The sequence below is a fragment of the Bradyrhizobium elkanii USDA 76 genome, assembly GCF_023278185.1.
Lineage (GTDB): Bacteria > Pseudomonadota > Alphaproteobacteria > Rhizobiales > Xanthobacteraceae > Bradyrhizobium > Bradyrhizobium elkanii.
Genome location: NZ_CP066356.1, coordinates 3,647,148 through 3,669,738, shown reverse-complemented (window position 1 = coordinate 3,669,738; position 22,591 = coordinate 3,647,148). Strand labels below are relative to the sequence as shown.

At 64.8% G+C, this 22,591-nt stretch carries 23 protein-coding genes and 1 pseudogene; 9 read left to right on the top strand and 15 right to left on the bottom strand.

The annotated features are described in order from the left end of the window. Window positions 1–78 precede the first annotated feature (78 nt). Genes fliE through flgB form a run of 3 tightly spaced genes read right to left on the bottom strand, consistent with a single transcriptional unit; the run spans window position 79 to window position 1,292 of the window. The gene (fliE, locus tag JEY66_RS17630; protein ID WP_016844765.1) at window positions 79–390 is read right to left on the bottom strand and encodes a flagellar hook-basal body complex protein FliE; all 312 of its coding nucleotides are present in this window, start codon (window positions 388–390) and stop codon (window positions 79–81) included. A 26-nt stretch (window positions 391–416) separates the two neighbouring features. Next, complete coding sequence (gene flgC, locus JEY66_RS17625) at window positions 417–842, bottom strand: flagellar basal body rod protein FlgC (protein ID WP_018272466.1); 426 nt, start codon at window positions 840–842, stop codon at window positions 417–419. A 39-nt stretch (window positions 843–881) separates the two neighbouring features. Continuing rightward, window positions 882–1,292: a flagellar basal body rod protein FlgB gene (gene flgB, locus JEY66_RS17620; protein WP_016844763.1), complete on the bottom strand. Its 411-nt coding sequence runs from the start codon at window positions 1,290–1,292 to the stop codon at window positions 882–884. A 358-nt stretch (window positions 1,293–1,650) separates the two neighbouring features. On the opposite strand from flgB, the gene JEY66_RS17615 reads away from it, so the two are divergent. The 6 genes from JEY66_RS17615 (at window position 1,651) to JEY66_RS17590 (ending at window position 6,226) form a co-directional block, all read left to right on the top strand. Next, entirely contained in the window at window positions 1,651–2,592 is a 942-nt protein-coding gene (locus tag JEY66_RS17615) for a flagellar biosynthetic protein FliO (RefSeq protein ID WP_026193002.1), read from the top strand. Continuing rightward, the gene (fliP, locus tag JEY66_RS17610) at window positions 2,589–3,341 is read left to right on the top strand and encodes a flagellar type III secretion system pore protein FliP (RefSeq protein ID WP_026193003.1); all 753 of its coding nucleotides are present in this window, start codon (window positions 2,589–2,591) and stop codon (window positions 3,339–3,341) included. The genes JEY66_RS17615 and fliP overlap by 4 nt, the downstream gene beginning before the upstream one ends. Further along, window positions 3,296–3,652 (top strand): type II toxin-antitoxin system HigB family toxin, encoded by a 357-nt coding sequence (locus JEY66_RS17605; protein WP_038380688.1) that lies wholly within the window; start codon window positions 3,296–3,298, stop codon window positions 3,650–3,652. The genes fliP and JEY66_RS17605 overlap by 46 nt, the downstream gene beginning before the upstream one ends. Continuing rightward, window positions 3,642–4,019 carry a helix-turn-helix domain-containing protein gene (locus JEY66_RS17600; RefSeq protein WP_018272471.1) on the top strand — a complete coding sequence of 126 codons (378 nt, stop codon included), beginning with the start codon at window positions 3,642–3,644 and terminating at the stop codon, window positions 4,017–4,019. The genes JEY66_RS17605 and JEY66_RS17600 overlap by 11 nt, the downstream gene beginning before the upstream one ends. A 113-nt stretch (window positions 4,020–4,132) precedes the next feature. After that, window positions 4,133–5,020 carry a hypothetical protein gene (locus JEY66_RS17595; protein ID WP_018272472.1) on the top strand — a complete coding sequence of 296 codons (888 nt, stop codon included), beginning with the start codon at window positions 4,133–4,135 and terminating at the stop codon, window positions 5,018–5,020. Between the two features lie 54 nt (window positions 5,021–5,074). Then, complete coding sequence (locus tag JEY66_RS17590) at window positions 5,075–6,226, top strand: aminotransferase class V-fold PLP-dependent enzyme (RefSeq protein ID WP_018272473.1); 1,152 nt, start codon at window positions 5,075–5,077, stop codon at window positions 6,224–6,226. On the opposite strand, the pseudogene JEY66_RS17585 reads toward JEY66_RS17590, so the two are convergent. From JEY66_RS17585 to JEY66_RS17565, 5 genes and pseudogenes are all read right to left on the bottom strand, one after another. After that, a pseudogene (locus tag JEY66_RS17585) lies at window positions 6,223–7,461 on the bottom strand (YbfB/YjiJ family MFS transporter). The gene JEY66_RS17590 and the pseudogene JEY66_RS17585 overlap by 4 nt on opposite strands. Before the next feature lie 128 nt (window positions 7,462–7,589). After that, window positions 7,590–7,838 (bottom strand): tautomerase family protein, encoded by a 249-nt coding sequence (locus tag JEY66_RS17580; RefSeq protein WP_026193004.1) that lies wholly within the window; start codon window positions 7,836–7,838, stop codon window positions 7,590–7,592. A gap of 20 nt (window positions 7,839–7,858) precedes the next feature. Continuing rightward, window positions 7,859–8,569 carry an SDR family NAD(P)-dependent oxidoreductase gene (locus JEY66_RS17575; protein ID WP_018272477.1) on the bottom strand — a complete coding sequence of 237 codons (711 nt, stop codon included), beginning with the start codon at window positions 8,567–8,569 and terminating at the stop codon, window positions 7,859–7,861. Between the two features lie 127 nt (window positions 8,570–8,696). Then, a complete protein-coding gene (locus tag JEY66_RS17570) occupies window positions 8,697–9,638 on the bottom strand; it encodes a LysR family transcriptional regulator (RefSeq protein ID WP_018272478.1) in 942 nt (313 codons plus the stop codon). A 25-nt stretch (window positions 9,639–9,663) separates the two neighbouring features. Next, window positions 9,664–9,900 (bottom strand): hypothetical protein, encoded by a 237-nt coding sequence (locus tag JEY66_RS17565; protein ID WP_018272479.1) that lies wholly within the window; start codon window positions 9,898–9,900, stop codon window positions 9,664–9,666. A gap of 273 nt (window positions 9,901–10,173) precedes the next feature. On the opposite strand from JEY66_RS17565, the gene JEY66_RS17560 reads away from it, so the two are divergent. Further along, entirely contained in the window at window positions 10,174–11,010 is an 837-nt protein-coding gene (locus tag JEY66_RS17560) for a glyoxalase superfamily protein (RefSeq protein WP_018272480.1), read from the top strand. A 12-nt stretch (window positions 11,011–11,022) separates the two neighbouring features. Here the strand turns inward: JEY66_RS17560 and JEY66_RS17555 are convergent, their stop codons facing one another. Next, window positions 11,023–14,835 (bottom strand): hypothetical protein, encoded by a 3,813-nt coding sequence (locus JEY66_RS17555; RefSeq protein ID WP_018272481.1) that lies wholly within the window; start codon window positions 14,833–14,835, stop codon window positions 11,023–11,025. Window positions 14,836–15,114: 279 nt separating this feature from the next. Further along, a complete protein-coding gene (locus JEY66_RS17550; RefSeq protein WP_018272482.1) occupies window positions 15,115–15,957 on the bottom strand; it encodes a c-type cytochrome in 843 nt (280 codons plus the stop codon). Between the two features lie 544 nt (window positions 15,958–16,501). Here JEY66_RS17550 and JEY66_RS17545 point away from each other — a divergent pair. After that, entirely contained in the window at window positions 16,502–16,915 is a 414-nt protein-coding gene (locus JEY66_RS17545) for an SgcJ/EcaC family oxidoreductase (RefSeq protein ID WP_018272483.1), read from the top strand. Between the two features lie 200 nt (window positions 16,916–17,115). On the opposite strand, the gene JEY66_RS17540 is transcribed toward JEY66_RS17545, so the two are convergent. After that, complete coding sequence (locus tag JEY66_RS17540) at window positions 17,116–18,333, bottom strand: glycosyltransferase family 87 protein (protein WP_129965129.1); 1,218 nt, start codon at window positions 18,331–18,333, stop codon at window positions 17,116–17,118. Window positions 18,334–18,592: 259 nt separating this feature from the next. Then, window positions 18,593–18,715 (bottom strand): hypothetical protein, encoded by a 123-nt coding sequence (locus JEY66_RS45140; protein ID WP_018272486.1) that lies wholly within the window; start codon window positions 18,713–18,715, stop codon window positions 18,593–18,595. A gap of 143 nt (window positions 18,716–18,858) precedes the next feature. Between JEY66_RS45140 and JEY66_RS17535 the strand changes: the two genes are divergently transcribed. Beyond that, window positions 18,859–20,064 carry a glycosyltransferase family 87 protein gene (locus JEY66_RS17535; protein ID WP_018272487.1) on the top strand — a complete coding sequence of 402 codons (1,206 nt, stop codon included), beginning with the start codon at window positions 18,859–18,861 and terminating at the stop codon, window positions 20,062–20,064. Window positions 20,065–20,110: 46 nt separating this feature from the next. Here JEY66_RS17535 and JEY66_RS17530 read toward each other — a convergent pair whose 3' ends face one another. From JEY66_RS17530 to fliM, 3 genes are read right to left on the bottom strand one after another with little or no spacing between them, the layout of a single operon-like run. Then, a complete protein-coding gene (locus tag JEY66_RS17530) occupies window positions 20,111–20,917 on the bottom strand; it encodes a MotE family protein (RefSeq protein WP_018272488.1) in 807 nt (268 codons plus the stop codon). Continuing rightward, complete coding sequence (locus tag JEY66_RS17525) at window positions 20,914–21,387, bottom strand: DUF6468 domain-containing protein (RefSeq protein WP_026193006.1); 474 nt, start codon at window positions 21,385–21,387, stop codon at window positions 20,914–20,916. The genes JEY66_RS17530 and JEY66_RS17525 overlap by 4 nt, the downstream gene beginning before the upstream one ends. Further along, window positions 21,384–22,586 (bottom strand): flagellar motor switch protein FliM, encoded by a 1,203-nt coding sequence (gene fliM, locus JEY66_RS17520; protein WP_018272489.1) that lies wholly within the window; start codon window positions 22,584–22,586, stop codon window positions 21,384–21,386. Before fliM ends, JEY66_RS17525 begins: the two co-directional genes overlap by 4 nt. Between the last annotated feature and the right edge of the window lie 5 nt (window positions 22,587–22,591).

Here is a 22,591-nt window from a genome sequence, read left to right as displayed (position 1 = left end):
CCTCGAGATATTTGATGTGCAATTGCACATCTGAGGCTCGATGCGGCGCATCGCCCCGGGATGACGTCGCAGGCGACGTCAGATCGGCATCTTCATGATGTCTTCGTAGGCCTGGATCACGCGGTCGCGCACCGAGACCAGCGTCGACACCGCAACGTCGGTGTCGGCGACCGCCGTCACCACGTCCATCACGTTCGCCTTGCCCGAGGCCATCGCCATGGTCTGCGCGTCGGACTTCTTGCCCGCCTCCAGGACGCTGCCGACGGAGTCCTTCAGCAGTGCGCTGAAGGATGGGCCGGCGACGGCCTGCCCGGCCTTCTCGGCGCCGCCGCGCTCCATCATCTTGGCGAGGTTGGCATAGGCGTTGGCGGCGACTGTCGGTGAAGCCATGATTTAGGTTCCCTGTTCTTGTTGCGTCAGGACTTGAGGATGTCGAGCGTGCGCTGGATCATCCGCCGCGTCGCGCTGATGATGTTGAGGTTGGCCTCGTAGGAGCGCTGGGCGTCGCGCATGTCGGTCATTTCGACCATCGCATTGACATTCGGATATTTGACGTTGCCCGAGGCGTCCGCCGCCGGATTGCCCGGCTCGTGCTTGACACGGAACGAAGACTGGTCGGGGCGGATCCGGCCCAGCGCCACGACCTGGGCGTCGAGCGTGCGATCGAGCGTGGAGGAGAAGGTCGGCACCTTGCGGCGGTAAGGATCGCCGCCCGCGGTCTGCGCCGTCGAATCGGCATTGGCGATATTTTCCGAGATCACCCGCATGCGCCCCGCCTGCGCCCGCAGGCCTGAGGTCGCGATGCTCATCGAGCGGGCGAAATCGCTTGTTCCGTCTGCCATGGGATCCTCCTGCCGCCGTCAGGCGGGCTAACCCTTGCTCTAGCCCTTGCCGATCGCAGTCTTCAGCAGATGCAGGCTGCGGCTGTAGAGCGAGGTGACGGCCGCATAGTCCATCTGGTTGGCCGACACTTTCAGCATCTGCTCCTCGAGATTGACCGCGTTGCCGGCCGGACGGGTCTGGAACCCGCTCTTGCCGCGATCGTTGTCGAAGCTGTCGGGCGCGCCGGACGCCGCCATGTGGGTGGCGCTGGTCTGCATCATCGGCAGCGTGCCCACGCCGCCGCCGACCGTGGCGCCGGCCCGGTCGAACTTCGGCTCGACCAGGTCGCGCGGCCGGAAGCTCGGCGTGTCGGAATTGGAAATGTTCTCGGCGAGCACCCGCTGGCGCTCCTGGTGCCACTGCATCTTGGTGCGCAACGCCGACAGGATCGGGAGATCATTCATGGCCATCGCCGCGGCTCCGTTAACCTCTGGCTCTTCCGAGGTAGGCAGAATTTGCCCGGTGTATGGTTAACGGGTGGTTAAAATGCCGGACGGATCCGTGGAGAACGCCGCAACTGCGGCCTGCGAGCGCATTTTCGCCACGAATGCTGCGTTAACCAGCATAAACCAAGACAGTGCGGGGCGCTGAGAAGTCGTTTTGGGACAAGCGATTCTTGGTTTATTAATAGAACAGTGGGCTGCAAGCCGCTGGGAATTAAGAAATAAGGCGAATCTCGGGCGCGATTCGCTGCGCAAACCGCACCTGTCAATCCGCGCCCGTTGATGGCGAAAGCTGAGGATGGCCAAGATGGCCGGGGACTCCAATATGCAGGTCATTACATTCGTCTTGGCATTCGTTGTCGTGCTGGCGCTCATCGGCGTGACCGCATGGCTCGTCCGCCGCTTCGCCGGAAACCGCCTCGGGGCCAACGCCAACCGAGGACGCATGCCGCGCCTGGCGGTGATCGACGCTGCCGCGGTCGACGGGCGGCGCCGCCTGGTGCTGGTCCGCCGCGACAACATCGAGCATCTCCTGATGATCGGCGGCCCCACCGATATCGTCGTCGAGCCGAATATCGTCCGCGCGATGCCCGCGCGCGATCAAATGTCGACCCGCCCCGCGGTCGCAGCCGATGCCGCGCCGCCGCGCGTGGCGCCGCTTCCGGATGCAGCCTGGAACGAGAGCGAAGCCGCCCGCTCCGAGAATTTCGAGCTTCCCGAGCCGGAGCTGCCGCCGCGTCAGGCGCGGCCCTCCTTCGCCGACGAGCTGCGCCGGCCCCCGCCGCCGCTCGCCGAGCGTCGCAGCGATCCGCTCGCGGGCTTCACGCCCGAACGCGGCGAGCCGCGGCCCGATCCGATGCCGCCACGCCTGCCGCCGCGCTCCGAGCCGGTGGTCCCGCGCCCGCCGCGCGCCGCCGAGCCGCCGAAGGCGCCGCCACCGCTGCGCACAACCGAGCGCGCCGTGACGCCGCCGCCACCGCCTCCCCAGGCACCGCCGCCGGCCGCGACGCAGGCGCCTTCGGCAGCGCCGCCTCCATCGAACGCCGACGCCAATCTCGCCGAGATGGCGCAACGGCTCGAAGCGGCGCTGCGCCGCCCGACCGGTGCCGGCGAGACCGTCGCGCCGCCGGTTGCGCCTGAGGCGCCGCCGGCGCGCCCGCAGCGAAGCGAGCCGCCCGCCCCGCCCGCCGGCGGACAGAAGAGCGGGTTCGAGAATCTCGAGGACGAGATGGCCTCGCTGCTCGGCCGACCGAAGAATCCTTCGTGAGGCCAGCGGCCGTCCCGCGTAGAGTTTTTTTCATCGCTGTCCTGATCGCCGCCGGATCCCTCGCTGATCCGGCGATGGCGCAGGATATCAGCATCAATCTCGGCGGCGGCAATGGCGGCGTCACCGAGCGCGCGATCCAGCTGATTGCGCTGCTCACGGTGCTGTCGATCGCGCCGTCGATCCTGATCATGATGACGTCGTTCACGCGCATCGTGGTCGTGCTGTCGCTGCTGCGCACTGCGCTCGGCACCGCCACCGCGCCGCCGAACTCGGTGATGATCGCGCTCGCGATGTTCCTCACCGCCTTCGTGATGGGCCCCGTGCTGCAGAAATCCTATGACGACGGCATCAAGCCGCTGGTCGCCAACCAGATCGGCGTCGAGGACGCGCTGCAGCGCGCCTCGGTGCCGCTGCGCGGCTTCATGCAGAAGAACGTCCGCGAGAAGGATCTGAAGCTGTTCATGGACCTCTCCGGCGAGCCGCCGCCGGCGACGCCGGAGGAGATGTCGCTGCGCATCCTGGTGCCGGCCTTCATGATCTCCGAGCTGAAACGCGCCTTCGAGATCGGCTTCCTGCTGTTCCTGCCGTTTTTGATCATCGACCTCGTGGTCGCCTCGGTCCTGATGTCGATGGGCATGATGATGCTGCCGCCGGTGGTGGTCTCGCTGCCGTTCAAGCTGATCTTCTTCGTGCTGGTCGACGGCTGGGCCCTGGTCGCCGGCAGCCTGGTGCAGAGTTACGGGGGGTAGCTTCCCAACGGCTTGCGCCATTTGTAGAGGGGCGGCGGCGACACAAAGACTACGCCGCGCTGAAGGCTGCCCTCGATGCGTGGTTCGACGAAGTCAAGAAGGCGCAATGGGCCAACTCTGCGGATGTACGACGCAGCTACTCAACCGCCAGCATCGTTTCAGCGGATCGGATCGTCTTCAACATCAAGGGAAACGAATATCGGTTGGTTATCGCCGCCGACTTCGAGAAGGGTATCGTATGGATCAAATGGATCGGTACGCACAAGGACTACGACAAGATTGACGTGAAAGAGGTGCGACATGGCGACTGAGGTCAAGCCAATCCGGACGGAACAGGATTATGAGCTTGCGCTAAAGGAGGTGGAACGCCTCTGGGGCGCAAAAGCGGGAACGCGCGATGGCGACAGGCTGGACGTGCTCGCAACGCTGATCGATGCCTATGAAGCTCAACACTACCCCATGGATCCTCCTGATCCCATCGAAGCAATCAAGTTCCGGATGGAGCAGCAGGGACTGACCCGGCGGGATCTGGAGGGGATCATCGGGACGCGAACCCGCATCGCCGAAGTTTTGAATAGAAAGCGCGCCCTCTCGGTGGGGATGATTCGACGCTTGCACGAGCATCTCGGTATCTCGGCGGAAGTGCTGATCCGACCGAGTCGGAAGAACGCGGCCTGAGCCGGGTGCAGAGTTACGGGGGGTAGCGCCCTGCGAAACATTCATGGCCGGCCGGCTGGATCGGCCACACCGTTGCACTATCATGCCCGGCACCGCATCCAGGGAGCCGCGCCGTGCAGCAGCCATTCGACCGCGCCGCAGAAGACCTCGGCAACGCCATTCATCTCGAACATGTCAACGTGCAGGTACCCGACCAGCGCCTCGCCACGCTGTTCTACGTCGCCGGCATCGGGCTGACCCGCGATCCCTATCTGATGGTCTCCGACAGCAACATGTGGGTGAATGTCGGCCGCAGCCAGTTCCATCTGCCGAGCGGCCGGCCGCAGGTGCTGCGCGGCCACAGCGGCATCGTGATCGCCGGGCGGCAGGCCCTGCTGCAGCGGCTCGCCGCGGTCGCGCCCAAGCTCGAGGGCACCGCGTTCAGCTATCGCGAGCGCAACGATCACGTCGAGGCCACCTGCCCCTGGGGCAACCGCCTGCGCTGCTTTGAACCGGACGCCGGACGGTTCGGGCGCATCGCGCTCGGCATGCCCTATGTCGAGTTCGAGGTGCCGCGCGGCACGGCTGAGGCGATCAGCCGGTTCTATCCGGAGATCATGGGCATTCCCGCCAGCGTTGTGAATGGCGACGGCACGGTCGCGCGCGCAAAAGTCGGCAAGGATCAGCATCTGCAATTCCGCGAGAGCGACGCGGCGCCGGGCGAATTCGACGGTCATCACATCCAGATCTACATCACGGATTTCTCGGGCCCCTACCAGCGGCTGCGCGAACGCAATCTGATCTCCCGCGAGGACAATCAATACCAGTACCGCTTCTGCGACATCGTCGATCCGGCCGACGGCCGGCATCTGTTCACCGTCGAGCACGAGGTGCGCAGCGCCACCCACCCGATGTATCTGCGGCCGCTGGTCAATCGCAACCCGGCGCAGACCAACCGCACCTTCGCCAACGGCTACGACCAGGCGTCATGGGCGATGGGGCCGGACCAGTATGACGGCTGAGCGCGCGCTCTTCCGCGTCACGTCATTATCCGCAAATTCCAGCAGCGAGACGACATGCTTCCCTCCCAGCGCCATCTGTTCGAGATTCCACGCGAGGTCTGCTACCTGAATTCGGCGTCCTACAGCCCGCTGCCGCTCAAGACGCTCGAGGCCGGCCGCGCGGCGGTCGGACGCAAGGGCCGGCCCTGGACCATCGATTCCGGCTTCGCCAGCCGCCAGCATGAGCGCGCCCGTAGCGCGGCGGCCCGCCTGATCAATGCCGCACCCGACGATGTCGCGCTGATCCCCGCGATCAGCTACGGCGTCGCGACGGTGGCGAAGGCGCTGAGCATTCCGCGCGGCACCCGCGTCATCGTGCTGGAGAACGACCATTCCTCGCCGGTGCTGGAATGGCACGCCCGTGCCGAGGCGCAGGGCTTCATCGTCGACACCGTGCCCCAGCCCGCCGACGGCGACTGGACGTCGGCGGTATCAGCAACGATCGAGCGGCCTGGCGCGCCGCCGGTCGGCCTCGCCTCGATCTCCTCGGTGCACTGGTCGGACGGTGGCATGATCGACGTCGACAAGGTGCAGGCCGCGCTGCGGCGGCACGGCGCAATGTTCGTCATCGACGCGACGCAGAGCGCGGGTGTCGTGGCGATGGACGTGACGAGGCTCGACCCCGACGCCGTGATGTTTCCGACCTACAAATGGCTGATCGGCCCCTACGGGCGCGCCTTCCTCTACATTGCAAAACGCCACCAGAACGGCGTGCCGCTGGAGCAGACCTCCAGCGGCCGCCGCAACGTCAATTCCGAGAACCCGGTCTATTTCGGCGATCTCGCCTATGTCGACAACGCCACGCGTTACGACATGGGCGAGCGCGATCATTTCATCACGCTGGAGATGGCCTCGATCGGCATGGAGATGATGGCGGAATGGGGCGCCGCTGCCGTCAGCGCGCGGCTCGCGATGCTCAACGAGCGGATCGCGGGCGGCGTGCGTGACCTCGGCCTCGACGTGCCGGCGCGCAGCGTGCGCGCGCCGCATATCCTGAGCCTCGGCATGGCAGGCGGCCTCCCGAAGGAGCTGATCGCGCGCCTCGCCGCCGAGAACATCCACGTCGCGCTGCGGCTCGGCCGGATGCGGATCTCGCCGCACGTCTTCAACGACGAGGCCGATGTCGACCGCCTCGTCGCCGTGCTCACGAAATCGCTGCGCGGCTAGCCGGACCTGTGCCGCCGTCCGACGACGCCAAGCAATTCAATCGCCAGCGCGGCAGCCACCCCGGCCGCGCCGATCACGAACAGCAGCGCATAGTCGCCGCCGCTGTGCGCGAACAGATACGACAGGCCGTAGGCGCCCGCCGCCTGGAACAGCGCGAAGGTCGTGGTAGCCTGCGCCCAGGCCGAGCGCTGGCTGGCGGCCGAATGCGGGATCAGCTCGTGGATGCGGCCGATCACCAGCGGCACGATGCCGGGCGTGAATCCGCCGACGATCAGGCTCTAAATGATCAGTGCGGCGGGCGAATTCGTCACGGCGGGCAGCGCGACCGCAACGGCCTCGATCAGGAACGCCGCGCGCAGCGCCGCGGCGAAGCCGGCGCGATCGGCGAGGTGTCCCGTGAGCAATGGTCCGACCACGGCGCCGATACCGTACAGCACCCAGTATTGGGATCCCGCCGCGATCCCCTGCCCGAGCCCGCGCGCGACGAAATCGACCAGGAACACCATGTGCGGCACCAGCGCCAGCGCGTTGAGCCCGTATTCCAGGCACAGCGCGATCACCAGCGGCGAGCGCACGCCATGCGACGCGACGGGCTGCTCCGCCACGTTACGCGCGGCAGGAGCTTCGGCGGGCCACGCCTTCCAGCTGATCAGTGTCAGCACCGCCGACAGCACGCCAAGGCCGTACCAGGCCTGCTTGACGCCCTGCTGCAGCAACAGCGGCACCAGCGTTCCCGATGCGGCGACGCCGAGGCCAACGCCGGCAAAGATCACGCCGCCGACCAGGCCGCGCTTGCTGGGCGCGGTATGCGGCAGGATTGCCGTCGCCGCCAGCACCATGATCACGCCGCCGCTGACGCCGGCGAGAAAGCGGAAGCCGAAGAACCAGATGAAGGAGATCGGCACCGCGCAGGCAAAGCAGGTGATGGCGGCCAGCACCATCATGCCGCGCAGCGCACGCACCGAGCCGATGCGCGCGCCGAGATCGCGGGCGATCAACGCGCCAGCGAGATAGCCGGCAAGGTTGGCAGAACCGAGATAGACCGCCTCCGCCGGCGTGAACCACCTTGCGGCGATCAAAGCCGGGATCAGCGGTGTATACGCGAAGCGCGCCAGTCCGAGCCCCACCAGCGAGGCGCAGAGCCCCGCGGCCGCGGACAGCCACAGCGGCCCGCCTGCATCCCGGTGCGGCTCGGCGTGATGATGGCGGCTGTGATGATCGACATTGGCTGACATGGACATCGCAGTAGGCGCTCCGGCCGTTCGTGAAAAATGATTAGTTGCGATCGCAGCAATCGTTCACGGCGATCGCAGCGCACCTCTCCCGATCGGGAGAGGTGCTCGGTTCGATGTGATGAAAGCCGTCAGCGGGACGATGCCGCCGCAGAAGCAGCGAGCTTCTTGCGATAGTCGAGCGCGGGCAGCCCGCCCCAGCCCCAATTGTCGGTGTCGACTTCCTCGATGACGACGAAGGTCGATTCCATGGGCTTGCCGAGCACGTCGCGCAGCAGCTCGCTGGCGCCCTTGATCAGTGCGGCTTTCTGCTCCGGCGTGGTGGACGTCGCACCCGGCGCCGTCCCCTCACGTGTGACCTGGATGGTGACGATAGGCATGGCACGCTCCATCATGTTCGCTAGTGGCCGGCGCTCTGGCCGCCGTCGACATGCAAAATCTCGCCGGTGACGAAGCCCGAATTCTCCAGGAACAGCACGGCGTCGACGATGTCCTTGGCTTCACCCATGCGTCCAACCGGATGCTGCCTGGCGAGGAAGTCGTGCGTCGCGGGTGCGTGCATCGGTGTCCTGATCACACCGGGCGAGACCGCGTTCACGCGAATGCCCTTGGCGGCATATTCGATGGCGAGCGACTTGGTGGCGGCGTTCAGGCCGCCCTTGGTCAGCGAGGCCAGCGCCGAGGGAACGTTGCTGTTGGCGTGATCGACCAGGCTGGTCGTGATCTGCACGATGTGCCCGGATCCCTGCTTCTCCATCTCCCTGGCAACGCGCCGGGTGATGTAGAAGAAGCCGTTGAGATTGGTCGCCAGCACCTGCGCATAGTCCTGGTCGGTATAGTCGGTGAAGGGCTTCGCCAGGAAGATGCCGGCGTTGTTGACCAGCGTGTCGATGCGGCCGAAGCGCCCGAGCGCCTGCTTGACGATGCGGTCAGCGACTTCGCGATCGCCGATGTCGCCGGCGACGGTCAGAACGTCGCTGTCGGTCGACGGCTTGATGCTGCGGGAATTGGCGACGACGCGCCAGTTGCGGTCGCGATAGCCCTTGACGATGGCCTCGCCGAGGCCCTGCGACGCACCGGTGACGATGGCAACCTTCTGCTCTGCACCCATGATCTCTCTCCATCTGTTGCTGAAGCGACCCAGCGCCGCTTCGATGGAGGGGAAGCTAGATACATCCGCTTTCCGCGCGAATGCCCGCTATTCGGCAGGCACTCTTCCGCGGCGCGAACGACTGGCGTCATCGGGCTTTCGCGCCGGCCTTGCTGGCCTCGCGCGACAGCCGCTCGAAATAGCGCTTCAGCCGCGGCGTCGCGAAATCGACGAAGGCACGCACCTTGGGCACGTCGAAGCGGCCCTGCGGCGCCAAAAGATGCACCGGCAACGGCGGATGCTCGTCTTTGGCAAGCAATATCCGCAGCCGCCCGTCGCGGATTTCCTCGGCGATATGATACGAGAACAGCCGGGTGACGCCGTGTCCTTCGCTGGCCGAGGCCACCGCCGCGCGCACCGTGTTGACGACCAGCCGCGGCGTGAACTGGACCGCGCGCGCGATCTTCGACTTCGCGGCCGGCGGGAAGCTCCAGGAGTCGAGCCCGAAATGCGTCATGGCGATGATCTGGTGCTTCGCCAGATCCGCCGGCTCGCTGATCAGCGGATGCTGCGCGAGATAGCCGGGCGATGCCGCGACCACGCGGCGCACCTCGCCGAGCTTGATCGCGATGAAATTGGAATCGGCGAGATGGGCGATGCGCAACGCGACGTCGATCCCCTCGTCGATCAGATTGACGGTACGATCGAGCATCACGAGCCGCACCGACACCGCCGGATAGTCCGCCATGAAAGCATCGAGCACCGGCCGCAGCACGTCCTCGCCGACGACGACAGGCGCGGTGACGGTCAGCGTGCCGCGCGGCACCGACCGCTCGCCGCCCGCCGAGATGTCGGCTTCCTCGAGCTCGGTGAGAATGCGCCGGCACGCCGCCGCATAGATCTGGCCGGCATCGCTCAGCTTCAGCGAGCGTGTCGTGCGATGTAACAGCTCGGCGCCGACATGATGCTCAAGGAAAGCGATCGCCCGGCTGACCGCCGCCGGCGAGCGCCGCAACTTCCGCCCGGCACCGGCGAGGCTGCCCTCGTCGACCGCCGCGACGAAGACTTTCATGGCGTCGATGCGGTCCATCGATCCCCCCGCTTCGCGGCCGCCGTTACTCCGTCACGTCATACTGCTTGCTGAGGTGGTCGCCGATCTGCACCAGCATCGCGACGCATTCGGGATAGCCCGGCCTCGCCACCGTGGCGTCATTGGCGCTGGCGCGAAACTCCCAGCTGTCGCCGCCGCGCGGCACCGAGATGTCGATGCCGTCGGGGCAGTCGGCATGGGCCTTCAACTCGGCCCGCGCCATCTCGATGAGTTCGGCTTCGGTCTTGATCGGCTTGCTCATCTAACGACGTCCTCCCGGCGCTTTGCAACGGGCGCCATGGTTGCCGATTTGACGGCAGGATGTCGAGAGCGCGCGTGCGATCACAACCAGTTGCAATTGACAAAATGCTCGTCCCCGGCGAACATTTGGCAGGGTCGATACCACCCGCCGCTTGCACCCCACCCGGGGACGGTGAATGTATCAAGCCATGTTTCAGGCTTCCTTTGCCCGCACGAACGGGTCAGCAACGCAAGCCCCTGACGCCTTCCGTTCGTCGATGCAAAGGTTGATCCCATGCGCGACTTTCGTGATGCCAAGACCATGGCGCAGACGCTGCGCGAAGCGCTCGGCGCCAAATCGATCCCCCTCACCCATAGCGACAGCCTGGAGCTGATCGCCAAACTGTTCGGCCAGCGCGACTGGAACACGCTGGCGGCGCGGATACAGGCCGCCGGCGGATCTGCCGACGTGCCGGCTTCCGCTCAGCAATCGCCGCCGGGCGCGGTGCGGCAAGAAATCGCAGTCGCGACAGCGGTGCTCGACCGCTATGCCGGCTTCTACCAGCTCAGCGAGCAGGCCGTCCTCGGTGTGATGCGCGAGGATCACCACCTGGCTGTACAGCTCACCGGGCAGCGTGCCGTAGCGTTCTTTGCGGAGAGCCAGACTGAGTTTTTCGCCAGGGAGGTCGACGCGCAGATCAGCTTTGTCATCGCGGCTGACGGTCAGGCGACGTCGCTGATCCTGCATCAAAATGGCGACAAGCCGATGCCGCGCATCGACGCTGCAAGCGCGAAGCAGATTGCGGATCGCACCGCGGAACGTGTGAAGAACCAGTCGCCGGCTTCCGGAACCGAGGCCGCACTCCGCCGCCTGATCGAGGGGGTCGCATCGGGACAGCCCGACTATGTGGACATGACCCCCGCGCTCGCCGCGGCGACCCGCGAGCAATTGCCACACCTGCAGCCTTTCCTCGCCGACCTCGGCGCGATCGAGTCCACACGTTTCCTCGGCGTCGGCGCACAGGGCGAGGATGTCTACAGTGTGCGACATGCCAACGGCGCCTCGCATTGGCGGATCGCGCTCGACGCCACCGGGACCATTTCGACCGCGTGGGTGTCTGCCGGGCCGTGAGACTCTGCGCTGCTACTGCGCCGCGCTGGCGCGGCGCTCGCCCTTGATCGCCGGCAGCGCGCTCACCGGCGCGGCCATTGGCTTGTCAGTCACCGATCCGGTCGCGACCGGATCGGGCAATGGCGCGCGGGCGGTGGCGTCGGGGAAGCGGGTCTTCATCTCGCGGATGAAGCCGTCGAGCGTGTCGACGCTGGCGGCCATTCGCGCGATCTGGGCGAATTCGGCGCTGGAGGTCGCGACCGGCTTGCTGGCCGAGTCGAAGGCGAGCTTGTCGGCATCGCCGGACATCAGCGGCGCGTATTTCTCGCGGAACCGGGACAGCCCGATGGCGTCCTCAGCAAGCGCGTAGCCGACCACGGCGCGGATGATGTCGGCCTTCTCGCCCGGGTTGAGCGGGGTGAAGTCGCGCCAGCGGTCGCCGTAATAGAGCTCGATCTGCTCGGACGCCTCGCGCCAGTGCCGCGACGCCCAATAGATGTCGGAGCGCAGCCGGATTGCCTCGCGGCCGGTGATGTTCGAGATGATGTCGAGCGCGAGATCGTGCCGGCCGACGTCGCTCTGCGCGCGCGCCTCGAGCAGCAGCCGCTGCTGGCGCAGCTCGCCGGACAGATCCGCGATCCGCGTCGAGCGCAGCGCTGCAATGGCACGGTCGGGCTTGCGGTTCATCAGATAGACCATCGCAAGGCGCGCCGCGACCTGGGCGCGGGCCGCGCCTTCGAGCCGCTTGTCGACTTGGTATTGCAAGAGGTCGGCAGCCTGGTCGAGCAGATCGACACCGACCAGGCGGTCGGCGAGACGGCGGATCATCTCGTCGCCGCGGCGGCCGATCGGCGTCAGTTCGCGATATTCGTAGAAGGTGCCGAGCGCATCGATCGGCGACATCTCGTCGCCCCTGGGGCCGAGGTAGAGCTGCACGAACAAGGCCGAGGCGGCATCCTGCGCCTGGCGCGATTCCGGCGCATTCGGCTGCAGCCGGGTCGCGGCACGCGTCACCGCGAAGGCGTCGGCATAGCGCGCCGTCTCGGCGTAGATCTTCGACAGCACATACAGCGTCTTCAGCTCGATATTGTCGCCGCGCCACAGCATCGACAACAGTTCGAGCTCCTTCAGCACGTCGTCGCGGCCGATCTCGCCGCGCTTCTGCTTGAGCAGCGTCTCCAGCAACCTGCCTTCGGCTGCAGCTTGGCGATCGGCCGAATTGGCGGCGAAGCGATAGGCGTCGAGCGCATCTTTCTCCTGGCCGAGGGCCTCGGCGAGCCGGCCGCGCAGCACCGCAACCGCGGGCTTCAGCTCGCCGGGAACGCCGACCACGTCGAGATCGCTCTTGCGTCGCGCAGCGCCGGCATAATCCTTGACCTCGAGCGAGGCCTTCATCGAGTCCATGGTGACGATGCGCTGCAAATCGGGCGGCAGCGTCGCCACCGCGAATTCGGCGTTCTTGAACTTCTCGCGCGCCTCGGCCCATTTGCCCTCGCGGGCGAAAGCGAGCCCCTTCCACAATTGGGAATCGTAGCCGTTGCCGATCACCGGATTGGCGAGATCCTTCAGGCCCTGCGCCGGGTGTCCGATCAGGATGCTGGCGACCGCGTGCACCATCACCACCGACGCCGTCTCGCTGCCGCGCTTGCTCTCTGACAGGATCAGATTGGCGACACCATGGGCTTCCTGGTACATGCCGCGCGCCATGTAGAAGTCGGCGAGATCGAGCCGTGCCTGCGGCAGCTGTTCGGCATTGGCCGACGCGGCCGCCGCAATCAGGCCGTCGAGCTGCTTGAGGAACGTCTCCGACTGGTTCTTGCGCCACTCGTCCGGATCGAACAACGGCTTCACCGCCGCGGTCGCGCGCTCGGCGGCAACGTCGGCCGATGACAGCGTCAGGCCGCCGGGCCGGCCCAGCATCACCTTGTCGGCGCCGACCTCGGCCTTGACGTCGTCCGCATTCGGATGAACCACGACGCCGTGGATCGATTCCAGCAGCGACAGCTCGACGAAATCCTGCCGCTTGATGATGCCGCGGGTGGGCGGCGGCGCGGTCACCACCCAGAGCGTATCGCCGGCGTCGGGATCGACCAGTCTGTGCAGCTGGCCGGGATTGGCGAGCGGTACGCTGACATTGGCGAGCGAGGGCTCCGAGATGTTGCGCACCACGGTGAGCGGCAATGGCGGCTTCTGCACGCGGTCGGCAAAGGTCAGCGTCCAGCTCACGCCGCGCGAGCGGTCGTCGCTTTCAAGCGACGGCATCTGCGGCCGGTTGAGGCGGAAGCGCACTGCCTGGCCCTTTTCCAGCGCGATCCGGCTGACATCTGATATCAACGAGCCGGCCTTGGCGCGGACCGGATCGACGTCGATTGCCTCAGCCGTGTCGAACACCATCCAAACCGTGTCGGCGCGGCGGAACAGCGCTGCCGGCGTCGCGCCGGGGAATGAGAACGTCACGCGCAAGCCGTCGCTGTCGCGCTGGGCTTCGACCGCAGGCTTGCCGCCGGCACGGGCCTCGGCAGCAGGCGGCGATGGCGCCGCAGCCGCCTTCGGCGCTTCCATCGCCGGCGCGTCGGCGACAGCGGGCACTGGCTTTGGTGCGTCGGTCACCGGCGCCGTGTTCTGTTCCGCCACAGAGCCGGCACCACCCTCGTGCGGCGGGATCGGCGCGGCAGCGTTCTCGGCGTTGGCCGCAGGTGCGGCCGCGACTTTCGGCAGCTCCGGATCGGGCAGTTCCGATCGGGGCTGCTCCGTTTTGGCGGGCGCGGCCGCCGGCTGCTCGCCCGTGGCTTGCTCGGATTTAAGCGGCTCGGAGCGCTGCGGCTCGGACTTGGCAGGTTCGGATTTGGCCGGCTCGGCTTTGGACTGTTCAGGCTTGATCTCGATCCTGGCCTGCTGGGCGATGCTTTCCGATGTCACCGGCGCGATCGCCGCGGCGCCTTTCGATTTGGGGCGCGGCGTCGGCAACAATGAGCTTAGCGAGGGCTTTGCCGCCTGCTGCTCGTTTTGCTGGAAGGCGACGTCGACGATGTAGTTCTTCTCGTCGCGGAACGAATGCACGTCGACATCGCCAATCAGCGACACGTCAACTGCCGACGTGTCCGTATCGGCGCGCGCGCTGATCGACGCGACGTTCGGCGGTGCGGCGACCTTGGCATCGGCAAGGTCGAAGGTCAGGACCGAATTGAACGACAGCGTCAACTTCTGCTCGTTCAGCACCGAGGAGACGCTGACCCCGTCGGGCACCTCGAACACGAAGCGGACGAAGGTGGGCTGAACCAGCGCGCGAACGCGCACCGGTGGCTTCTTCCTGGCGGCGTCGGCGGCACGCTGCATGCGCAGCAGGCGCTCGGCGGCGCGGGCGCGCTCGGCAAGCTCGCGGATCACCTCCTGCGGCAGCGACGGCGGCGGGCCGGTCCAGCTGTCGGGCAGGAAGTCGATGAAGATGCGCTCGCCGGCGGTCATGGTGTTGATGGAGACGCGGCGCGCCAGCGACAGGCGGATCGCCGAGCCGTCGGGATCGCGGCGCGCGGCGCCGACATAATCGGGCACCGCATCCTGCAGTTTCTCGACGGGGATATCGACCGGTCGCCTGAAGCGGATCACGATGATCGAGCCGGCGGTCGTAACCTCGGACTCGACATCCTCCTTCAGCTTCAGCACCAGCCGGGCATAGCCGTTCGCGGCAGAGAATGTCGCCTCACCAGGCACCGGGTCTTCGGCGCGCACCGCGGTCGGATATGTGAGGGTTGTGAGCGCAAGGGCGGCGGCAAGCAGGCACAGACGCGCGGTCCGCGCCCAGGCGCGGCCTAGCGACCATGTTCCAGCGGCAGCGGTTCGCGCCATCTCGAAACGTCTTCTCGGGACCCCAGCCATACCAAGCGCGAAGCGCCCTCGCCCACGCCGTCCGATCTTGGATCGGGCGGCGTTAAGGAGCTGTTAACGTCAACGGATTGTTTCGGACCGACCGCCGGCAAGGAATGGCGACCAAAACGCTCGGTTTGAAGCTGAAGCTTGTTCCGAGCGCCGCCTGGCTGCACAGCTGGCGGGACGCCTATCCTTTGAAGTCAGCCAGGGGCCCGCTGCGCGGCCGTGACCGGACAGGATTTGTCCGTGCAACGAGGCTTACTCCGCGCTGCCAGGTAACGTGCGCAAATACGCCACGATGGCATCAAGGTCATCGGGACTGATCCGGGCATAGTAGTGGTATCCCATCGGTCGACCGAGACGGCTGCCATCTCGGCTGACACCTTCGGTGATCGCACGTTTGATCTCGTCGTCGCTCCACGTGCCGATCCCATTGGTCTTGTTCTGCGTGATGTTGCGTGAAACCGAGATTCCCCACGGCCCGGAAAATTTGACGCCGCCCGCGCCAAGACTGTTCTTGTATTCTCGTCCCCTCGGTCCAATCGGCGTATGGCACGCCATGCAATGCGCGATCGTGACGAGATAGAATCCCTTCTGCACCTTGTCGCTCATCATCGGTTCGGCGAACGGGTTCTCGCCGCCCGGCGGAACGCTCTCGACTTGAGGCACCTTGTAGATCGGATCGGGCACCTTGTTGTGGACCGGCGTGATCGTACGCAAATATGCGACGACCGCGTCGAGATCATTTTCCGTCAGGATGTGATAGAAGCTGGTCGGCATGACCATCGCGGTATGCACACCCTTTGGGGTTTGCCCGGTGCGCAGCAGTTTCTTGATTTCGGCATCGCTCCAGTTTCCGATGCCTGTTTCCTTGTCTTGCGTGATGTTGGCGGCATGCACCGTGAAGGGAGGCTCGTCCCAGTATCCTCCGCCCGAGAACGCCTTCTCCAAAACATCGCCGTTCGGTCCCTTCGGCGTGTGGCAATTGCCGCAAGCCAGAATGCCGTTGACGAGGTAATCGCCCCGTTTGACCAGTTCGGATTGGGCCCATGCCAGATTGGTGGTGGCGATGACGACAAGCATCATGAACAGGCTACGCATATTGGTTTCCTTGAAATTTCTTGGTGATCAAAAATTCAATTTCTGATCGGGCGCAGCTTCGCGCCCGGCACAAGAGCAATTCAATCAATCAACTCAAGCGGCGGTCCATGCGACCGCAATCGCGGAAGGCTCTAAAATAGCGAAGTCGCGCTCGCCTTCCTCACGCCAATGCTAGACTCGCATCAAGCACTTTGGCAATGTCCACGATGGCTCGGTTGCAATGGCCTTGGCGCCGTTCGGCGCGGATGTACGCCGAGGGGCCACAAGCCGCCCTGCTCCGCCTATGTCGGCGAAGGATCGTGACCATCAGGCCGGCGATTTGCGGAAGCCTTGTGCCCGCTTGTCCATTGCACCGGATCGGGAAGACTTGGCGAACTCGGCCGGACGGACATCGAAACGGTCAAGCCGCCCTGTTGATTGGCAATAATGATTTATCGCAACGCGAAAGCAGCACTGCTGCCTCACTCGATTTCCGATTGTTCTGCAATAAATTCTTTTGAGAGGATCACCCATGCGAAAGCCATTATCAATTCTTGCTCTCTTGATGAGTGTCTCGATTGCCCAAGCCGGTCCGAAGGAGGACGCAGCGCAGCTCGTTGAGCGCTGGAGCAAAGCCTTCGCTGACGCCGACCTTGACGGTATCGTCAGTCTCTATGCCCCGGAAGCGACCATGATCGGAACGTTCGGCAAGGTCGTCATGACGAAGCCGGAGCAAATCCGCAAATACTTCGAAGCGACAATCCTCAATTCGCGCCCCAACACCGTGGCGCTGCAAAGCGCAGAGACTCTCCTGATCGACGAGAGGACGGTGGTGCTTGCCGGGTTCGACACCATCTCCGGTGTCATGAAGGATGGCCAGCCTTATAGCAGCGTCGGCCGCGTCACATTCGTGATCGCAAAGCAAGGCTCGGATTGGAAGATTGTCCATCTGCACCGGTCTCCACTCCCGAAAACCTGAAGAGAGACCCCGTCAATTCGTCTTCGGCGTGAGCACCTTGCCTTCGATCTTGGGAAGATCGTCGGTCGAGGCCGATTTGTCGCGCCGGCGCGGCGATTGGCGACCGGGCGGTTCTACTCCCTTGCTCACGCGGCCAATGGCAAAGCCCGGAACGGGACACTCCCGCAATACTACGGAGGTTCGCGTGAGGTGCGCCGAACTCAGACCGCCGCGACCTCTCGCCCGCCATGCGCCGCTTGCCGCGTCTGCGTGCTCTCCCGGACCAGCAACCAACAGAACAGGATGATGACCGGAGAACCAAAAGGCAGCGGCTTCACGACCGACAATTGATAGAGGACAGGCAGGTAGAAGACCATCGGCGCGAGAAACGTCACGCCAAGCACCATTTTCGACCAAGCCGGAAAGCCGACCCTCAACCATTCGCGGAGCATCCAGGCCAGCGGCAGCGCCATGATGAGCATGTCGTAGAACAGGCAGAACGGCGTAATCAGAAGGCAGGCGAGCACGATGATCGAGCGTTCGGTGGCAGCACTGATCTTCTGACGCAACATCCAGACGAGCACACACGTCATGCCCAGCGCCACGAGGCCGTGAATGATAAAGGCCGTGTTGACGCCGGCGCCGAGCAGGCGCGCTGTCGCATACACGCTCTGCAGCAATGAAAACTCGACGTCGCCGTTCGCGAGAGCCTGACGGGCGGAGTGAGAGACGTCGAGGAAGTTGAGCCACGTATCCAGGCCGAACAGCAGCACGGACAGCACGACGAGCGAAATCGACGACAGGCCTGCCCAGATCAGCGTGCGCCAGCGACCTGTGACGATCAGCGCGATCGGCACGGCCAGCGCCAGATGCGGCTTGATCACCATCAGCCCGAGGATCGCGCCTGCGAGCTTTGGCTTCCGGTCCATGATGTTGAGACCGCAGCCAAGGATCGATGCCGTCAGAAAGGCGTTCTGCCCTGCCACGGCATTAAGATAGACCGGCGCATAGGCGAGGATCGCGACCAGGCACCAGGGCGTTCGCAAGATACGCCAGATCACCGCGGCGAACGACGCCGCCGTTACACTGATGAACACGAACAGCGAGGCGAAATACGGCGCGAGCGCCAGCGGCACGCACAAGAGCAGCATCGTCGGCGGATAGAAGAACGCCTCGTAGCCCTCTCGCAGGTATGGAGCCTCCGACAGCAGATGCAATTCGGGTACATAAACCTCGGCGGGATGCCCGGCCAACACCTGGAGCGACGCTGCCCAGAACGTCAGGAAGTCCGAGCCGAGCAGAAAGTTATTCGTGCCATAGCCGCCATCGCGGTAAAATAACAAAAGCGACCTCGCAAGGGTCAGCACCAGCACAATTGCGATGCCACTCACGTACAATCGAGCGCGCGGCGCGGTGAGCCATGGCATGTCTTTCAGCATCGGCAATTCCCAAAACACCACCTTGAGACATAGCGACTTCAATTCCAGAATGACAAATCGGTTGCAACTTAACGCTACCGGTTAAGGCTACCATAACCGGGTGCTCGGAGGCGATCGTGCCCATCGGGCAGAGCGCAAAAGACCCTCGCACCTTGGGGATACGGTGGGGCGATCGGACATCTTTTCGGTGTCGATGCAAATTTGGCATCGCTGAGGTCCGGTCGAGCCCGACATAATCGAAGGCGGGCGAATATCCGCTTCAGCCAGCCAGCACAGGGCGCCGGCGCACCTCCGACTGCGTCTTGTTGTACTCGGTGATGCCCTCGAAGCAGATGGCCTTAGCTTCCGCCATTGCATCGAGAAGATCGACGACCTGATCCATCGGGCACGCGCGGACCTCCTGGCGATTAACCTAAGGCCGGACGGAGACGGGCCGCTTGCTTGCGTCACCGCCAAGTTGCGGTATAAAATGGCTTACATTTCAAATAATTCTTAGCTTTTGGCAGTTTCATGAATGGAATTGGAATGGCGTACGCCTGCGCGGCGCGCCCCGGGTCCGACCGTGCATTAGCCATTGCCTGCCTCATCGTATTGAGCTTCACCCTGTTTGCGGCGATGCCGAAAGCAATTGACGGTAGCGGCGCGACCGGGCTCGACTTTTCGTGTTTTTGGACCGCTGGGACGATGGCCCTCGACGGCCACGCCGCCGCTGCCTACGATTGGCATCAGCTGCGGGAACTGATCCTTCGGATTCATCCGAGCCTGAACCAAGCTCCGTATCCGGTTGACGAAAATCCTACACCCTTCTTCTATCCGCCAGTTTTCTTCTTTGTAGCGGCGCTACTGGCGCTGCTGCCGTTCCCAATCGCGTTCTGGACCTGGACTGCGGTAAAACTGCTGTGCTGGGCGGTCGTTATTTACGCCATTCGGCCGCGCGCTGTCGCGCTGCTGGTGGCACTCGCCGTGCCGCCCGTCTTATACGATTTCCTTGTCGGCCAAAGCTCCCTGCTCGCGGCATCTTTACTCTGCGGCATCCTGCTAACGCTGGATAGACGCCCGATCGTCAGCGGCGTTCTGATCGCGCTGCTGATCTTCAAGCCGCAATATGGCGTCCTGCTTCCTCTTGTGCTGATCGCCACTGGACGGTGGACCGTCGTCATCACAGCCAGCCTGGTGATACCGGCGCTCATGCTGCTCACCGGACTCATCTTTGGCTGGGACACCTTTGAGGGATTCCGTCAGGCGGCAACCTTCGCGACGACGCAGTTCCATCTCACTGGCGGTCTGGCTTGGTACAAACTGCAGAGCGTCTACGGTGTGCTTCGGTTTGCCGGATTTGGCTACGGATTGGCCATGACGTTGCACATCGCGGTCGCTGCGGCGGCCGCGATGTGGGTGCTGATCATATGGCGCCGCAATGTCAGCTTCGCCGTCAAGGCCGCGAGCCTGCTCACCGCAACGCAGCTTGTCTCCCCCTACTTCGCGATCTACGACGCGACGATACTGGCTGGTGCACTCGTCTTTCTCGCGAACGCGCCCCTGACCGAACATGGCCCTCTTCTCTCGAACCGCTCCGCACTCCGGATCGGGTTCGGCGTGCTTGTCCTGTTGGGATTTGCTTACCCGATCGTGCTGGTGCCCCTTGGGCCGTTCATGTGCGCGACCGTGATCGCGATCATCTGGATGAGATGCCGGCAACCCAACGTGAAATCGGATCTGGCTTACGGCTGATCGGGTCGCCATCCGCCAATCGACGGGCTGCTTGACCGGCGTGCCATCAATTCGTCTTCGGCGTGAGCATCTTGCCTTCGATCTTGGGAAGATCGTCGGTTGAGGCCGACTTGTCGCCGCCGGCACGGCGGGCGAGTTCGACCGTGAGCCGTTCGGCGGCTTCCGGCTGCATCAGGCCGAGGATGTCGGACATCTTGCGCGGCTGGATCTGCGAGGCGATCTGGTAGAGCACGTTCATTTCCAGACGATCGAACACTTTTGCGGCGTCCTTCGGCTTCATGTTCTCGTACATGGTGACGATGCCCTTGAAACGCGCGGCCTCGGCTTCCGCCTTGGCCGCGGCATCGGCATTCGCCTTGGCATCATTGGCCTTGGCCTCCTCGACCTTGGCCTCGATGCGCTTCTCGGCGGCCTTCAACAGGCTTTCGCGGATCTCGACCTCGCGCGCGCGCGTCTCGAGCTCCTGGCGGCGCGACTGCAACCGTTCCAGGATCGCGCGCTCCGATGCCGACACCGGCGCGGGTGCATCCAGATTGACGACAACGCCATCGGGCTTGGACGGCTCCGCGGCCGGTGCGGCCGCCTTCGGCGCCTCGTCCTTCTTGGCCTCCTTGTGCTCGACCGATCCCGTGATGTCGCCGGGATCGCCCTTGATCTTGCTGTCAACAACCGCAGCCTTGCCGGCGCCGGGGAAGTTGAAGTTCTGCTGCGCCCAGGACTGGCCGGCCGGCGGCGTATCGTCGGCAAACACGTAACCGCCATCGAGCACGAGGCCGGCGACCTTCAGCACCATCAGGCCGAAGATCGCGACCAGCACCACAGGCATCACTCTGATGTCACGAAGCAACTTCATGCAGCGAGGCCGCCGGCCCTCCTGCGCTCGGTGAAGGCTTCAGCCGCCGCGGCAACCGCGTGCGCGGCCGAGACCCTGGGCGCCGGCGCCACTGGCGCGGCGGGCGCAACTGCCTGTGCCGGCGCATGCGCGGGCTCGGACGGCCGCGCGGCCAGCGCGATCTTGGACAGCCGGCGCACCACGTGGTCGCCCTCCGCCAGCTGGTTCTTCAGCAGCGCCGACATCTGCGTCGCCGCATCGAGCTGGTTGCCGAGGTTCTCGTTGACGTCGCGCACCGCGTGCTTCAACCCGCCGATCGCCCGCTCCGCGATCTCGGTCGCGGTGATCAGTTCGGCGATCGTCGCCTTCAGCGAATGCTCGTCGGCCTTCAGCCGCTGCAGGCGCTTGTTGAGCAGCCAGCAATAGCCGATCGTCAGCATCAGCAGCACGGCTACCAGACTCTCGATTGCTAGTCCAAGCACATGACTCATGGTGCCTCCATCATCTTGGTCCGCTCGTCCGCCTTCTCGAACATCGCGAAGGTGGTTTGAGGTTTACGCAAATTCTTGGTGACGCGGATCGCGACGCGGTCGCCGACCCGGCCCATGCGCCCTTCCGTCAGGGTGACGTTGCCGCAGCGCACCGAGACCAGCGCGTCGGAGCGGATATCCAGCGGCAGGGTGTCGCCGACCTTGAGCTTCATCAGCTCCTTCAGCGGGATATCGGCTTCATAGAGCACCGCGTCGACCGAGATCTCGGCCTGCGCTACTTCGGTGGCGAAATGGCCTTCCCAGATCGGGTCGCGGCCGAATTTTTCGCCCATGAACATCTGCAACAGCACGTTGCGGATCGGTTCGATGGTGGCGTAGGGCAGCAGCAATTCGACATTGCCGCCGCGGTCTTCCATGTCGATGCGCAGGCGCACCAGGATCGCGGCATTGGCCGGGCGGCTGATCGCGGCAAAGCGCGGGTTGGTCTCGAGCCGGTCGATCGTGAAGGTCACCGGCGACAGCGGCCGGAACGCCTGCTCGGCATCCGACAGCACCACCTCGACCAGGCGCTTGACGAGATTGGTCTCGATCGTGGTGTAGGGCCGGCCCTCGATGCGCAGCTGGGTCTGGCCGCGGCGGCCGCCGAGCAGCACGTCGATCATCGAATAGATCAGGCTGGAATCGACCGTGGCGAGACCGAAGTTCTCCCACTCCTCCGCCTTGAACACCGAGAGCACCGCCGGCAGCGGGATCGAGTTCATGTAGTCGCCGAAGCGCACCGAGGTGATGCGGTCGAGCGAGACCTCGACGTTGTCGGAGGTGAAATTGCGCAAACTGGTCGTCATCAACCGCACCAGGCGGTCGAACACGATTTCGAGCATCGGCAGACGCTCGTAGGACACCATCGCGGAATCGATGATGGCGCGGATGCCGGAATGGTCGTCGAGGCTGACGTCGCCGACCGTGAAGCCGAGGAGATTGTCGATCTCCTCCTGCGACAGCACGCGCTCGCCATTGGTGTTCTTGCCACCGAAGTCGCGGCTGCCGTCCTCGACCATGGCGGCCCATTGCAGCGCCATGTTCTCGGTGAGCTCGTTCTTGGCGGCTTCCGCCGCGGCCGCCTCGGGATCCTCGGAATCGAGCGAGGCTTCCCATTGCGCCGCAATGGCGTCCTGGTCCATCTGGTCGTTGCCGGCCATGTCTT

What these genes read in the sequence shown, in the direction of transcription:
- JEY66_RS17525 (WP_026193006.1), bottom strand. Translation starts at nt 21,387, where the DNA reads ATGAGTCATGTGCTTGGACTAGCAATCGAGAGTCTGGTAGCCGTGCTG.
- JEY66_RS17580 (WP_026193004.1), bottom strand. Translation starts at nt 7,838, where the DNA reads ATGCCTATCGTCACCATCCAGGTCACACGTGAGGGGACGGCGCCGGGT.
- JEY66_RS45140 (WP_018272486.1), bottom strand. Translation starts at nt 18,715, where the DNA reads ATGGATCAGGTCGTCGATCTTCTCGATGCAATGGCGGAAGCTAAGGCC.
- flgC (WP_018272466.1), bottom strand. Translation starts at nt 842, where the DNA reads ATGGCAGACGGAACAAGCGATTTCGCCCGCTCGATGAGCATCGCGACC.
- JEY66_RS17550 (WP_018272482.1), bottom strand. Translation starts at nt 15,957, where the DNA reads ATGCGTAGCCTGTTCATGATGCTTGTCGTCATCGCCACCACCAATCTG.
- JEY66_RS17535 (WP_018272487.1), top strand. Translation starts at nt 18,859, where the DNA reads ATGGCGTACGCCTGCGCGGCGCGCCCCGGGTCCGACCGTGCATTAGCC.
- JEY66_RS17570 (WP_018272478.1), bottom strand. Translation starts at nt 9,638, where the DNA reads ATGGACCGCATCGACGCCATGAAAGTCTTCGTCGCGGCGGTCGACGAG.
- JEY66_RS17590 (WP_018272473.1), top strand. Translation starts at nt 5,075, where the DNA reads ATGCTTCCCTCCCAGCGCCATCTGTTCGAGATTCCACGCGAGGTCTGC.
- flgB (WP_016844763.1), bottom strand. Translation starts at nt 1,292, where the DNA reads ATGGCCATGAATGATCTCCCGATCCTGTCGGCGTTGCGCACCAAGATG.
- JEY66_RS17560 (WP_018272480.1), top strand. Translation starts at nt 10,174, where the DNA reads ATGCGCGACTTTCGTGATGCCAAGACCATGGCGCAGACGCTGCGCGAA.
- JEY66_RS17530 (WP_018272488.1), bottom strand. Translation starts at nt 20,917, where the DNA reads ATGAAGTTGCTTCGTGACATCAGAGTGATGCCTGTGGTGCTGGTCGCG.
- JEY66_RS17540 (WP_129965129.1), bottom strand. Translation starts at nt 18,333, where the DNA reads ATGCTGAAAGACATGCCATGGCTCACCGCGCCGCGCGCTCGATTGTAC.
- JEY66_RS17615 (WP_026193002.1), top strand. Translation starts at nt 1,651, where the DNA reads ATGCAGGTCATTACATTCGTCTTGGCATTCGTTGTCGTGCTGGCGCTC.
- JEY66_RS17545 (WP_018272483.1), top strand. Translation starts at nt 16,502, where the DNA reads ATGAGTGTCTCGATTGCCCAAGCCGGTCCGAAGGAGGACGCAGCGCAG.
- fliM (WP_018272489.1), bottom strand. Translation starts at nt 22,586, where the DNA reads ATGGCCGGCAACGACCAGATGGACCAGGACGCCATTGCGGCGCAATGG.
- JEY66_RS17555 (WP_018272481.1), bottom strand. Translation starts at nt 14,835, where the DNA reads ATGGCGCGAACCGCTGCCGCTGGAACATGGTCGCTAGGCCGCGCCTGG.
- JEY66_RS17575 (WP_018272477.1), bottom strand. Translation starts at nt 8,569, where the DNA reads ATGGGTGCAGAGCAGAAGGTTGCCATCGTCACCGGTGCGTCGCAGGGC.
- JEY66_RS17600 (WP_018272471.1), top strand. Translation starts at nt 3,642, where the DNA reads ATGGCGACTGAGGTCAAGCCAATCCGGACGGAACAGGATTATGAGCTT.
- JEY66_RS17565 (WP_018272479.1), bottom strand. Translation starts at nt 9,900, where the DNA reads ATGAGCAAGCCGATCAAGACCGAAGCCGAACTCATCGAGATGGCGCGG.
- fliE (WP_016844765.1), bottom strand. Translation starts at nt 390, where the DNA reads ATGGCTTCACCGACAGTCGCCGCCAACGCCTATGCCAACCTCGCCAAG.